Genomic DNA, 14,262 nt, shown 5'->3' on the forward strand with positions numbered 1-14,262 from the left:
GGCGGTACTCAAGCGCAGCAATGATCATTGCCTGCTTTGACGGGTAATATTTATAAAGGGTGCGCAAACTAACGCCACTGAGTTTTTGCAGCTTAGCCACACTAGGCTCAGCAAAACCATGTTGACTAAAGGCCACCTCAAGCGCAGCAGCTATATCTTGTTTTAGCAAAGTGTTTAACCCATGTAGAATGAATGCTCTACTCAATATGGTAGAGCATTCATTCTACATGTCAACCAATACAGATTTATACAAAATAATAATTTTGACACCCATTATTAACTAACAGGCTAGGAAAGCCCTAAAGTCCAAAATATATGAGGGTATTTATAGATATGGCATCCCTTTAATCTTTCTTAGTCATAATAAAGCCATAAATAAGACACCCACTCTAATTATTTATAAATTAACAATGTAGTAAGAAATATTTAGTTGGATTTATATATTGATTTGAGATGTTGAGTGGTAATGGGGATGTTTGAGTTTATATACTTAAGCTTTTTATCATAATCTTATGGCTGTTTAGAAACTTCAGGCACAATAAAAGCTCAGCAAAGCTAAGTGACATACTATTTATTTAACGGTTTTATTAGGCTAATAATTTTTTACTATTTGAATAGCTAGGCCTTCGCTTAATAGCTTGGTGCTTACAATAACTATCTAATGAACTTACACGCCCCACCGCTCCATGAAAAACATTGCCAAATTCGGTTGTAAGTTTTAACCAGTTCTCTGGCGCTATATTCAAACGTATCAATAATTCAGGTGCTGAATGCGCAATAAAGCCTATTTTATCAGCGCGAATACATCTGCCTGTTAATTCCACTAACTCTAAATACGTTTTTAATTCGAATGGTAAACCTTTTGGCATGTATTTTTTAGACTTTCCTGCAAAGCGTAATAACTGTTTTGGCTGCTTAACTTTTAACGCCTGGTTGCTTTTAAGTGCAATTGATTTTATGCGTTGTTTTACGCTCGTAAAGTGCGAATCCTCAGGTGTTTCAGCCGCTTTGGCGCGTATTGGATTTAAATCTACATATGCCATGCACGCTAACAAAGCAGCTTCATCTAGTAACGCTTGAGATTTAAATCGCCCTTCCCAAAACCGCCCTGTACAGCCATCTTCTTTGTTAGCTCGCCTTGCAATATTTTCGTTCAATGCTCGCATAAACCAGCTAATACTACTTAAGCGTTCTCGATACAGCTTTAGGCTCTCGTTTAAAAACCAATGTTCGGTAGCCGATAACTTCTCACCGCGTATAAATTTATGCGTGATAGCGGTGCCTTTAAAAAGCTTGTGCCAACGAATTGCTATTGCTTTGTCGTTTAACCTATTAGCTTTTTTATCATCTACATACAACACAATATGTGTATGATTACTCATAACTGCGTATGCACAAATATCTATACAAAATACCTTTGCAAGGCTGATAAGCTTATCCTCTACCCACCCTCTTCTATGCGCGTAACTTTTCCCTGTAAAAGGGTCTTCACCACACAAATATGCCCGGCGAACACAGCGTGAAATACAGTGATAATATTTTGTATCTGCCAAACTTATTTGGCGCTTACGAGGAATAGCCATAACACAACCCTGCTTATTATTTAAGCTAAAGCGTAGTCCGAGCTTGTGTTTTATACAACTATTATGATGGGTGTCATAGTTATGTTTTAAATGGGTGTCATGATTATTTTAATAATACTTTTCATACTTATTTACTAGAAAGTGGAGTTTTCAAAGGAATGTGGTGGTGTATTCCCTGATCTTCACCCAATAAAGTATTAACTTGTTATTTACAAGCAATGCTATAGTTAGTTATATCGTTTTGGGTGTTGATTCAGTAAAAAAAATGACGAACAATATAATAATAAAAATCAATATAGTGTGGTTTCGCTTTTTTGCGCTCCTGTTATTTTTTATTAACAAGTAGTGCTACATTTGCCAGTAGCTCTTCACTAACTTCATCTGATATAAAATCAATCCAAAGCCTGCTTAGTGATATTAAAGCCAACAAGCTAGATTACCTTTTACACCAAAAACAACTAACCCACGCTTATAATGTCACTAAACATACAAAGCATAAACAGTTGCACCTTGAAGCGGCTGCCTTATATTCAGAGCTACTTTTTCGACAAGAACAATACACCGCGCTAAGTACCCATTTGCTAATGTATTTAAAGAGTACTGAGCTTGTAACATATAAAAACAGTCACCTAATATTTTTAGAGGCTCAGCTTAAGCTTTTCGCAATTAACAAAGAATTAAGTAATGCGCAATCGCTTGCTAATCAACTGCAAACGCAGGTAAAACAGCTTTCTCCTAACGAACAAATCATTGTTTTTCGGACTATAGCCTATTACTACACCGAAACCGACGAACTTAAAAAAACGCTAAGTGCGGCGTTAACAGGTTTAGAGCTTGCTATAAAGGAAGAAGACATAGCCTCGCAGGGCTACTTTTTTAGAAAAATTGCCGACGCTTACAACTACCTCTACAAAGATGATAAAGAAAAAGCCATTTATTATGCCCAAAAAGCGGTAGATGCCTACGAGCAAACAAGCGACGGCCTATTTACTGCTAAAGCTTATTGGAGTTTAGGAAACGTATTACTTGAGGTCGGTCAGCCTAAAAACGCGCTTGTATACTTAAATAAAGCGCTGGCTTATTTTAGCAAAGTTAATATGAAAAAAGGTTTAGCCTTCGCTCAATATTCTATTGCAAATATTCAATACCTGCAGGGTAATTACGATACGGCTTTAATGCTTGCAAACAAAAACATTGCACTTGCAAGCTCTGCCGGCATTAACGACATGCATTTAGCATCAATGATTTTATTATCAGACATCTACACAAAACAAAATTTATTAAATAAGGCCAACCAAGTAAACGACGAAGTATTTTTAAACCTAGATAAATTTAGCCGCAGCATTTATAAGGCTGATTTTTTAAGCAAACGCTATAAATTAAAGCGCCAGCTTAACTTCACCGAAGATGCATTTAAAGCAATTGAAGATGAGCTTGCTTATACAATAAAACACTACGAAGCCACCAGCGAAACCAATATAAAAACCTTGCAGGTTAAATTTGAAGTAAAAGAAAAAGAAGACAAAATTTTACAGCTAGAATACGAAAAAGACATAAACAAACTGCAGGCAACAGAAGAACACCAGCAAAAAATAATTTGGCGCTTAAGTGCCTCAATTGCCTTTATTTTAGTCATCGTGTCGCTATTTTTATTTTACCGCCAAATGCGCCAACGTAAAAAATACCATGCTATAGCATTAACCGACTACCTAACTAACAGCTTAAATCGGCGTGGCATTTTGCAAAAAGCAAATGAGTGTTTATCCCAGCAGAGCCTAGCAATAGCCATCGTTGATTTAGATTACTTTAAAGCTATTAACGACAAATTTGGCCACGATATAGGAGATTTAGTACTTATAAAATTTGCTCAAGCAGCAAAAGACACACTAAGTACTAACGATAAGTTTGGGCGCTATGGCGGCGAAGAGTGGCTATTTGTTTTAAAAACGCAAAACCGGGATAAAATAAACAACTTTTTTGAAAATCTTGAAAATAAGTTAGCGCAGTACTGTAGTCATATTGAGGCATTGCCAAGTAAAACACACGTTACCTTTAGTGCTGGCGTGGCAATAAGTGATGCTAAAAGCGACTCACTTAGCGAGCTAATTAAACGTGCAGACCAACAACTCTATAAAGCAAAAGAAAATGGTAGAAACCAAATAGCAATCGCGTAAATATACGTTATTAGTCACCTTCAATAATCATTTGTTTTATTTTTATCGCTTTTTCAAAGTGATCTAACTTATGGGTGTGTATCCACCACGTAGCGGCTGCATCAGCAGCTCTGGATTGTCGTTTTTATTTGCAAAAAAAGCGTAAAAAGAAAGGCCTACGTTTTCGTCTTTGGCTGCTATTTTTTTATCGCACACAGCTATAATTTTTGCTTTTAGTTCTTCCTGCATACATACCTTATTTAATTGTATTTTAATTATCTAAATATACCGTTTAAAAAACTAACAATTAGCTGTAAAAGACTTCTATCAACAATACTATGATTCTCAAACTCTTTATTAGGCGTATTTACTTTTGTAGCTTTGCAATCATTATTTAGCGGCTCATTTTTATGTATATTGGTTTCATAAGCTATATCAGCTTGCTCCATACATTTTGCAGAGCCCGCATAAGGCTTTGCCGCACAGCCAGTTAAAAATATACACAATGAAAATACAATTAAAAACGCTTTCATATTCAATCCTATTTTACGCACCCTTGTGCTTTAAATTATAGCTGTAAGTTTGCTTACTTAGTCGGCTATTAAAACAAGTAGATCAATAAAAAACACACCAACTTCATCAAAAAAAGTGTCGCCTTTAGCATCCTTTTTTATTTGAGCGCTTACACATTCATTGTAAACCTCTGAGCTTGTTTTAGCGCCATTTAGCTCAGTCATTTCTGCCTCTTGTATGCATACACGTCGTTCAGAATGCTCGGCTGTACTACATGCACTTAATAATGCGCACAGTAATAATGCTGTAGTGGGGCTTTTTAAGTTCATCCTTAAACTATCCTAATATCTAAAGTTTTATAAAAATATAGGTAAGGCAAGTATGTACAGCTTGTACCCAAATAATGCGCTACTTTACCACCTCAATAAAATACCCAACCAGTAAAAATATGTAAGCTTATGTAGCGTCAAAAGCAATCACCTCTTTTAATCTGAAAAAATTGCAGCTGTTTATGTGTAAAAGTTACAGAGCAACTCCATCCAAACCAGCCAAAAGTACATTAAAGTCAATTATATCAGCATATTAAAATCTGGCACTGCGCTTGCTTTTAAAAGTTTATAAAGCAATTACAGCAAGGAAAGAGTTATGAATATTTTCGAAGCGCTACGTCACGATCACGATAAACAACGCGAGTTAGTAGATGCCCTTATTCAAACGCACGGCGATACGAAGCAGCGCCACAAGCTAATGGACGAGCTAAAAGCCGAATTAGAAGATCACGCAAAATTTGAAGAGCGTTATTTTTATAACCCACTCATGTTTGACGATTTAACGCACGAAAAAGCACGCCACAGCGTTGCTGAGCACCATGAAATTGACGAATTAATTGAACAACTTGAAGACACAGCAATGAGCTCATCGGCATGGTTAGTTGCAGCTAAAAAATTGCACTATTTAGTGCATCATCATTTAAGTGAAGAAGAACATGAAGTATTTCAATTAGCGGGTAAAGCCCTAACCGAAGGGCAAAAAGAAAGCCTAGCTAAACAGTATAACGATGCCATGCATTAGTTATTAATTAAACCGACTTCCATACACTCCCTTGTGTACTTATTGGTTATAAGCCGTATGGCTTATAACCATTTTTTTGCAGCGCTACTTAATGGTAAATTTAACGTCTTGCTCGCGTAACACATACAGTGCAAAACACGCTGCCCACATTGGCCACGCTGTAAAAAACAATAAGTTATTAAAGCCATCAATATACTGATTATAAGATGAAAGCGTAGAAAGGCCGTGCATTACAAATATAACGCCATAAGTAAGGCGCTTTTTAATACCCGCTAAAAAAGCCAACACTAAAATAAGCTGTAACGCCCCCAACACATAAGCAACCACATCTGTAGAGCCGCTAACACCATAAAAATGCTCAAAAATTCGTGCGCTATGCCCAGGGTTAACAAACTTATCAAACGTCCACATAATCATTACAATAAATACGCCTAGGCGTAGCGAAAAAAGCGACCACTGCAAACGATTTTGAAAGTCAGTACCTGTTGTACCAGTCATAAAATTTCCTTAAAACTAAATAATTTAATGTTGAAACTAGCAAGACCGCTCAACACATATTTTATTTCATCTTAATGTATAATTTTTTAATAAATTCGGTGCCCTGCTTTTGGTTTGTTTGCGTATAAAACCGCTATTTATAAATTAAAACCTATTATGGCAATAACTAACTACAGTATTTGTAAAACAAAAACATAGTGCCTAAAACTGAATAACGCTTTTGAGCAATGTGCTAAACTTTTAACGTTTCATTCTAAAAAACAAAAAGAATTAATATTTACTGAAAGTTATTCACAAAGCTTCAGGTCTTTATTGCCACATTCACACTAACCAAAATGAGAACCCTTTTGAAACATTCATATTTGGCACTTTTTATAGCCGCTTCACTCACACCTAATTTTTATGCTCACGCGGCACAATCTGCAGCTAATACCGACTCAATTGAACGTATTGAAGTAGCAGGCCAAACGATTAAATCTCAAGGGCTTTCTGTAAAAGATGCCACTATTAACGGCCCCTTCGGCGACAACCTTGCGCTGCAAGATATAGCACGCTCAGTCACGCCTATTTCAAGCGAGTTAATAGAGCAACTAAATATTACTACCCTACAAGACGTACTAGCAGTGAGCCCAAACACTTACTCTGCAAGTGGCTTTGGTGCACCCAGCTTACCTACTATTCGTGGCCAACTGGGTGAGCTTTTTCAAGATGGTACACGCCGCCAAGCTGGTAATAATGGCTTTGGTGTGCCGTTATCGTTCAATTCTGTAGAACAAATAGATGTAGTAAAGGGTGCACCGCCGGTTTTATTTGGTTCAAGCCAACGTAACGGTGGTTTTGTAAATTTACACTCAAAGACTGCCTCTACAGATGAAAGTAAAGGTAAAGTTAAGCTCTCAGCGGGGCGATGGGATCAATACAGTGCGCAAGTAGATTACACTGCCCCCATTATAAAAGATAAAGTGGGCCTTAGAGTAAGTTACGAGCACCTTGATGAGGGCAGCTACTACGATTACTCAGGCACTAAAAGCGACAGTTTACTTGCAGCACTACGCATATTGCCCGATGATAAAAGCAGTTGGGATATTAACTTTGAGCTATACCAAGTTGAATTTACCGACAACGCTGGTATTAACCGCCCTACCCAAGCCTTAATTGATGATGGCCTTTATATTACCGGCCAAGGCGTNAAGCCAATGGCAGTTCCGTACCAGCAGCGGGTTCAATTGTTTCGCCTACTGGGCAAGTAAAAATAGATCGCAGCACCGTGCTTACCGACCCTGATAACCAAAACGAAGCAACCACTTATTTAATTCACAGCATTTATAAGCGCGAGCTAAGTGCTAATGCCTCACTTAAAAACATTACGTACTTTCAGCATTTACAGCGTGAAGAAATAGCCCAAAACAGCTTTGTAGAAATTATAGACGGCGCCGATACAGCGCAAAACCGCACTGAGCTTACCTACCGCTGGAATAGCGACCAACAAACAATTTTTGCTTTTGACGTACGCTACAACAAAGTCCTCGGCTACAGCCAATTTACTACCGAGGCCGATTTACCAATTGATTTAACTGGCCCACTTTCAAACCGCCGCATTCCCTTAACCGATGCACAAAAAGCACGTTTAGTAGAGCTAAGCCCAGGTGTATTTGTATCGCCTGGTGGTCAATACGATTTAGATAACGATGGCAGCGGCGACTTTAACCTATCAGACACTACCGACTCACGCTCATGGCAAACAGGGCTTGCCATTCAACAAGACTCAGATTGGGGCGATAAACTTCATACCAGTGTGGGTTACCGCGTTGATTTTTACGATGTAGAAGCAAACGACCCTATTGCACCACAAGGTCAAGTTGCCGCAAGCGACAGCATTAACGAAATACTGCATTCTGGCCAAGTTAGCTTTAATTACAAATTAAATAGTGATTACACCACTTATGGTGCAGCAAGTTATAACGAAGCAACATCAAACAGTATGGCGGGCGGTACATCACTTGGCGGCGATAACACAATTAGCGCACAAAATTTTGCAACCGAAAACACCTTAGTTGAGTTTGGCTTAAAGTACGCCCCAACCAATAGCGACTGGTACGCTGATGGTGCGGTATTTAGCCAGCGTCGTAGTTTACGTAATCGCGATGGCAGCAATACAGGTATTCGTACTACAGGTTTTGAAAGCCAAATATTTTACGATGCCTACCCTTATTGGCTAAGTGCGGGCTACAGCTACATAGATGCTCGTTACGACAATTCTGCAAGCAGCCAAGATTCTGCTCAAGTAATCGATGCGTTTGACAATTCACGCCCAGATATTATTGCAGGTACCGGCGTTGGCGCACCAAGTTTTACCGCGTTTGCACCTTCAAACCGCCAAGTTCAGGGCATTCCTGAGCAATCGTTCAGTTTTAACGGAAATTATTCAATTAATTCGAAATGGCAAATGGGTTTTTCAGGTCTATATACAAAGAGTTACCCATTAGACTTTTTAGCAACAGTTAAAATTCGTGATCAATACACGCTAAACGTTAATACTAGCTATGCTTTTACGCCTAGGACTAAGTTGCGATTAGATGTAAACAATGTCACTAATCAAAAAAACTGGCGCCCAGTATTTGAAGGGGGTTACTTTGGCGCAACATTGGCATTTCCAGAACTGCCAATAAACGCAAAATTAACACTAACCCATAATTTTTAAGAGCGGTTTGAGAGAGAACATGATTAAAAAACTATTTTTGGTATTGATTGCAGCAGCGGCTATAGGCTTGTTCTTTCACTTTAATTTACACCAGTTACTTACACTTGAAGGCTTAAAAGGGTCGATGGATCAATTTAGCCAATATAAAGAGCAATCACCATTGTTGGTTTTTGGTGGCTTCTTTTTATTATACGTAGTGGTAACGGCTCTCTCATTACCCGGGGCGGCNTTGGTTGCCTCGTTTGCCTCTACGGTAGGTGCTACGCTTGCCTTTTTAGTATCGCGTTACTTATTGCGCGATACAATTAAACAACGTTTTCCTGAGCGCTTAGACGCTATTGACGCAGGCGTTGAAAAAGAAGGTGGCTTTTACTTATTTACGCTTAGATTAGTACCCGTATTTCCGTTCTTTTTAATTAACTTATTGATGGGTGTTACCGTCATTAAAGCATGGACCTTTTACTGGGTAAGCCAAATAGGCATGCTGGCGGGTACATTTGTATTTGTAAACGCAGGTACGCAACTTGCGCAAATTGAGAGCTTATCAGGCATTTTATCGCTCGATCTTATTTTATCGTTCGCTTTATTGGGTGTGTTCCCTTTTATTGCTAAAGGAATCTTAAACGTGTTTAAAAAACGTCGCGTATACAAAAATTACACTAAACCTAAAAAGTTTGACCGCAACATGATTGTTATTGGCGCAGGTGCTGGCGGCTTAGTAACAAGCTACATTGCAGCAGCGGTTAAAGCCAAAGTAACCCTAATTGAAGCCGGCGAAATGGGCGGCGATTGTTTAAACTACGGGTGTGTGCCAAGTAAAGCCGTTATTAAAAGCGCTAAAATTGCTGAGCAAATTCGCCACGGGGAACACTACGGCCTTGAAAACATGGCACCGCAGTTTTCGTTTAAAAAAGTAATGGCACGTGTACACCAAGTAATTGCCGACATCGCCCCGCACGATAGCGTTGAGCGTTACACTAACCTAGGCGTAGATGTAGTAAAAGGCTACGGTAAATTATTAGACCCGTGGACTGTAGAAATTAAACTTAACGATGGCGGCACGCAAACGTTAACCGCTCGCACGATTGTTATTGCAACTGGCGCACGCCCATTTGTACCGCCACTTCCTGGTATTGAAGAAACAGGCTATGTAACAAGCGATACGTTATGGACTAAATTTGCTGAGCTTGAAGAAGCCCCTAAAAAGCTTGTTGTACTTGGCGGTGGTCCAATTGGTAGTGAACTTGCACAAAGCTTTGCACGCTTAGGCTCAAATGTTACGCAAATTGAGATGAGCGAACGCATCATGATCAAAGAGGACCTAGAGGTGTCTACCTTTGCTCACGAAGCGCTTACTGAGAGCGGCGTAAACATTTTAACCTCGCATCAGGCACTGCGCTGTAAAGAGCGCGATGGCAAAAAGTTCATTGTGGTAAAACATAATGATACCGAAATCGATATTGAATACGATGAGCTACTATGTGCTGTGGGCCGAAGCGCTCGCCTTAAAGGTTACGGCCTTGAAGAGCTTGGCATAGAAACTAATCGTACTGTAGTCACTAACGAATACCTTGAAACGCTTTACCCTAACATTTTTGCCGCTGGCGATATTGTAGGTCCGTATCAGTTTACGCACGTAGCCGCTCATCAGGGCTGGTACGCCGCTGTAAATGGCTTATTTGGTAATCTTAAAAAGTTTAAAGTCGATTACCGTGTTATTCCGTGGACTACGTTTATTGACCCAGAAGTAGCACGTGTTGGCTTAAACGAGCAAGACGCTATTGATAAAGGCATAGATTATGAAATCACTCGCTTTGAATTTGAAGAGCTAGACCGCGCCATTACCGACAGCGCCACCAAAGGCTTTATTAAAGTAATTACACCAAAAGGCAAAGACAAAATACTCGGTGTTACTGTGGTATCTGAGCACGCTGGCGATTTAATTGCTGAGTTTGTACTGGCAATGAAACACGGGTTAGGCCTTAACAAAATACTAGGCACTATTCACAGCTACCCTACTTGGGCTGAAGGTAACAAGTACGCAGCAGGCGAGTGGAAACGCGCTCACGCACCTGAAAAAGTACTTAACATGCTTGAAAAATACCACGCATGGCGCAGAGGCTAATATGTTTAAAACACCTTTAAAAGCGATATTGTTAGGGTCTGCTTTGCTTGCAACATCGTTTGCAACGTCATTTTCGGCCCAAGCTCAAAATATGCACGAGGGCTGGAACGCATTATTAAACAACCATGTTGTAGCTATTAATCATGGCCACAGCACAGAGGTTGATTATTCAGCAATAAAAGCTAAGCACAGCGAGCTTAAAAGCTATTTAGATTCGCTATCGGCTGTTACGCAAAATGAGTTTGATACATGGGAAAAACCAAAGCAGCTGGCGTTTTTAATCAATGCGTATAATGCCTTTACTGTTGAGCTTATATTAACAAAATACCCAAACCTTAAATCAATTAAAGATTTAGGCAGTTTTTTTAGCTCACCATGGAGCAAAGAGTTTGTGCCATTACTTGGTAAAACGCGCAGCCTTGATGATATTGAGCATGGTTTAATACGTTGCAGTGGTAAATACAACGACCCACGTATTCACTTTGCTGTAAATTGCGCAAGCATTGGCTGCCCAGCACTACGTGAAGAAGCCTACACAGCCACTGATTTAGAAATCCAATTGCAAGCGCAAACGGTGCGTTTTTTATCAGATACAACCCGCAATATAGCGCAAGGTAATACGCTAAGTGTATCTTCAATATTTAAGTGGTACGGCGAGGATTTTGAACAAGGCTTTAAAGGCGCCAACACGCTGCAGCAGTTTTTTATGCAATACCCTAAAGCACTAAAACTGATACCCGCTCAGCAAAAAGCGCTTAAAAATAACAACATGAAAGTTAAGTTTTTAGACTACAACTGGGATTTAAATGCTCGCCAATAAATGTTGGCAAACATTATCGCGATACAGCTTTTGCTGTGTCGCGTTTTGCATTTGCCTTATTATTAGCTTTAAAAGCCTAGCAAGTACACAACTACAAAGCCGTTGGCAACAAATAGAAAGCTTAGGTAAAAACCAAAGCGTATATTTTTATGCGTGGGGCGGCGATGCGCAAATAAATGCATATATTCAATGGGCTGCGCAGCAAGTAAAAGCCAAATACAACATTAACTTAGTACATGTAAAACTCAGTGATACCAGCGAAGCCGTAAGCCGGGTACTTGCCGAAAAATCAGCAAACAATAACGATAAAGGCAGCGTAGATTTAATTTGGATAAACGGTGCTAACTTTGCCACCATGAGCGAGCACTCATTATTACTTAAACAATGGGCTAATAAGCTGCCTAATTTTAGCTACACCGACCCTAGCAATAACCCCGCTGTTAATTTTGATTTTGGAATACCCACCAACGGGATGGAAGCACCTTGGGGCCAAGCATCGCTCACCTTTTACTACGACAGTTTAGCAATCGACGGCACTGCAAATAACACACTACCAACAACCCTAAACCAATTACTTAGCTGGAGCGCACAAAATCCAGGGCGCTTTAGCTACCCAAAGCCGCCTGACTTTTTAGGCATGAGCTTTTTAAAATACGCGCTTGTTATGCTAAATCAACAAAGTGATGAAACACTTAAAGCACAGTTAAATCAGCCTGCTACAGCACAAAATACAGCCCAAGTATTAAGCCCATTATGGGACTTTTTAAATAAACTGCACCCAACACTTTGGCGCGATGGCAGCCATTTTATGCAAAGTGGTGCACAAATGCGCCGCTTAGTCGGCGACACAGAGCTAAGCATAGCGTTTACGTTTTCAGCACCCGAAGTGCCCGCCGCCGTTAAACGCTATGATTTACCAAAAAGTATTCGCAGTTATGCAATGCAAGATGGCAGTTTAAGTAACACCCACTTTGTAGCCATACCTTATAATGCAAGCCATGCACAAAGTGCGCAGTTAGTGGCTAATTTTTTATTAAGCCCAGAGGCGCAAGCTCAAAAACAAAAAGCGTCTATATGGGGCGATAAAAGCGTACTTATTCAATCAACGCTAACACCACAGCAACAAGCCTTATTTAACTCAACGCAACCGCATCCAAGCGCGCTGCCTTTGAATAGTATTAAACGCACGCTAAGTGAGCCACACCCAAGCTGGGTAAACGCTATTATGCAAGGTTGGCAAACACGTTTTGGAGTAAGCCAATGAGTGTTGTTTCAAATAAGTTAGCAGCAAGCCCAACGCTTAAACCACATAAAAGCGCCGATATGTTTAGTAAATTAGTTAAATTAAGCCCACGTTTTTTATTAGCATTGCTAATTTTGCCGGTAATAGGCGGCCTAATTAGCGTGCTATTGCCCGCTTTTGGTTATGCGCCGGTACTTGAGCATACAACACTTGGCCTACATGGCTTCACTATGCTTATGCAAACACCCGGCCTTACACAAATGGTTATGCTAAGTGTTGGCAGCGGATTAATAAGTACCTTACTTGCCTTTATCATTACGTTAATGATTTTAGCGGCATTTTTTAATAGCCCGTGGCTTAACCGTATTCAGCGCTTACTGAGCCCAATACTCGTAATACCCCACGCAGCAGCCNTTGGTTTAGTGGATGGGAACTTGCGCCTAACGGCATGTTACCGCATGATTCGTTTGGTATTAGTATAATTTTAGGCTTAACCCTTAAAGAGCTGCCTTTTTTACTGTTAATGGCGCTAGGTGTGCTTGCCCAGCCTGAGCTTGGCAAAAAACTGCGCCAACAACATAAAGTAGCGCTTAATTTAGGCTACTGCCCTATGACGGCTTTTTTTAAAGTAGTATTACCAAGCCTTTACCCATTGCTGCGCCTACCCATTTTAGCCGTATTGGCTTATGCCAGTGCAAGTGTAGAAATGCCACTTATTTTGGGGCCAAATACACCACCCACCTTGGCTGTCGCTATTATGCACTGGTTTAACGATGTAGATTTAAACCTGCGTATTAAAGCCTCTGCAGGGGCATTATTGCAGCTTGTACTTACTGGTGGTTTGCTAGCACTTTGGCTTGGCGGCGAAAAAGCCATAAAAGCATTATTTAGTGATTTACTCACCAATGGCGAGCGAGAATATGGCGGTGTGTATTGGCAAAAAATAACGACCGTATTAACAGTATTTGTAATTGGCTTTATTTTGCTTTCATTAATTGGCTTAATTATGTGGTCGGTTGCCGGATTTTGGCGTTTTCCGGCGGCACTGCCCGATCAGCTCACGCTACTTCACTTTAAAAGTGCGCTAATGCAAATGCAAAGCCCGCTTTTTAATACCCTTGCTATAGGGCTAGTTACTACGTTATTTGCCATTATTATTACCCTTTTGTGCTTAGAGTCAGAGCAGTTAAGTGCCAAACCCATGTCGCGCTTTACCAGCTTAATTATTTATTTACCGCTGCTTGTACCAAGTATTGCGTTTTTATTTGGGCTAGTGTGGCTGCAACAACTAGTAAATAACCAGGCCGCGTTTTTTAATGTGGTATTTACCCATTTATTGTTTGTACTACCGTATGTGTTTTTATCACTTTCGAGCAGTTATAGGCGCTTAGACCCTCGCTTTGCTAATGTAGCAGCAAGCCTTGGCGCAACGCCTTGCAAAGTGTTTTTACAGGTAAAACTACCCCAGTTGTTTGCCCCTATTTTAATTGCGGCGGCACTTGGTTTAGCCATTAGCTTTGGCCAATACCTCCCCACGCTTTTAGCCGGTGGCGGG

General features: G+C 40.1%; 10 protein-coding genes and 3 pseudogenes. 7 read left to right on the forward strand and 6 right to left on the reverse strand.

What is annotated here, in order from left to right; genetic code table 11:
• Together L650_RS0110210 and L650_RS0110215 are read right to left on the reverse strand one after the other, a co-directional pair.
• Positions 1-169, reverse strand: a 169-nt coding sequence (locus L650_RS0110210; RefSeq protein ID WP_029773042.1) for a TetR/AcrR family transcriptional regulator, incomplete at its 3' end; no start/stop codon positions are given.
• Between the two features lie 418 nt (positions 170-587).
• A complete protein-coding gene (locus L650_RS0110215) occupies positions 588-1,583 on the reverse strand; it encodes a transposase (protein ID WP_029773043.1) in 996 nt (331 codons plus the stop codon).
• Between the two features lie 314 nt (positions 1,584-1,897).
• Here L650_RS0110215 and L650_RS0110220 point away from each other — a divergent pair, with 314 nt between their 5' ends.
• Positions 1,898-3,757, forward strand: coding sequence for a tetratricopeptide repeat-containing diguanylate cyclase (locus L650_RS0110220; protein WP_223230565.1), 1,860 nt, complete (start codon positions 1,898-1,900; stop codon positions 3,755-3,757).
• Positions 3,758-3,767: 10 nt separating this feature from the next.
• On the opposite strand, the pseudogene L650_RS24305 reads toward L650_RS0110220, so the two are convergent.
• From L650_RS24305 to L650_RS0110235, 3 genes and pseudogenes are all read right to left on the reverse strand, one after another.
• A pseudogene (locus L650_RS24305) lies at positions 3,768-3,985 on the reverse strand (DUF6500 family protein).
• A 26-nt stretch (positions 3,986-4,011) separates the two neighbouring features.
• Positions 4,012-4,269: a hypothetical protein gene (locus L650_RS0110230; protein WP_029773044.1), complete on the reverse strand. Its 258-nt coding sequence runs from the start codon at positions 4,267-4,269 to the stop codon at positions 4,012-4,014.
• Between the two features lie 57 nt (positions 4,270-4,326).
• On the reverse strand, positions 4,327-4,578 hold the full coding sequence (locus tag L650_RS0110235) for a hypothetical protein (RefSeq protein WP_004589590.1): 252 nt from the start codon (positions 4,576-4,578) through the stop codon (positions 4,327-4,329).
• Positions 4,579-4,894: 316 nt separating this feature from the next.
• On the opposite strand from L650_RS0110235, the gene L650_RS0110240 reads away from it, so the two are divergent.
• A complete protein-coding gene (locus L650_RS0110240) occupies positions 4,895-5,320 on the forward strand; it encodes a hemerythrin domain-containing protein (RefSeq protein WP_029773045.1) in 426 nt (141 codons plus the stop codon).
• 84 nt (positions 5,321-5,404) lie between these two features.
• On the opposite strand, the gene L650_RS0110245 is transcribed toward L650_RS0110240, so the two are convergent.
• A complete protein-coding gene (locus L650_RS0110245) occupies positions 5,405-5,818 on the reverse strand; it encodes a hypothetical protein (protein ID WP_004589588.1) in 414 nt (137 codons plus the stop codon).
• 347 nt (positions 5,819-6,165) lie between these two features.
• Between L650_RS0110245 and L650_RS0110250 the strand changes: the two are divergent.
• The 5 genes and pseudogenes from L650_RS0110250 to L650_RS0110270 form a co-directional block, all read left to right on the forward strand.
• A pseudogene (locus L650_RS0110250) lies at positions 6,166-8,519 on the forward strand (TonB-dependent receptor).
• Between the two features lie 19 nt (positions 8,520-8,538).
• Positions 8,539-10,644, forward strand: coding sequence for an FAD-dependent oxidoreductase (locus L650_RS0110255; protein ID WP_029773046.1), 2,106 nt, complete (start codon positions 8,539-8,541; stop codon positions 10,642-10,644).
• Between the two features lies 1 nt (position 10,645).
• Positions 10,646-11,464 carry a DUF547 domain-containing protein gene (locus tag L650_RS0110260; protein ID WP_029773047.1) on the forward strand — a complete coding sequence of 273 codons (819 nt, stop codon included), beginning with the start codon at positions 10,646-10,648 and terminating at the stop codon, positions 11,462-11,464.
• The gene (locus L650_RS0110265; RefSeq protein ID WP_029773048.1) at positions 11,451-12,728 is read left to right on the forward strand and encodes an ABC transporter substrate-binding protein; all 1,278 of its coding nucleotides are present in this window, start codon (positions 11,451-11,453) and stop codon (positions 12,726-12,728) included. Before L650_RS0110260 ends, L650_RS0110265 begins: the two co-directional genes overlap by 14 nt.
• Positions 12,725-14,262, forward strand: a pseudogene (locus L650_RS0110270) (ABC transporter permease); the annotation flags it as partial. The gene L650_RS0110265 and the pseudogene L650_RS0110270, both read left to right, overlap by 4 nt.

Origin of the sequence: Pseudoalteromonas sp. TB51, from assembly GCF_000498055.1 — a bacterium.
GTDB lineage: Bacteria > Pseudomonadota > Gammaproteobacteria > Enterobacterales > Alteromonadaceae > Pseudoalteromonas > Pseudoalteromonas atlantica.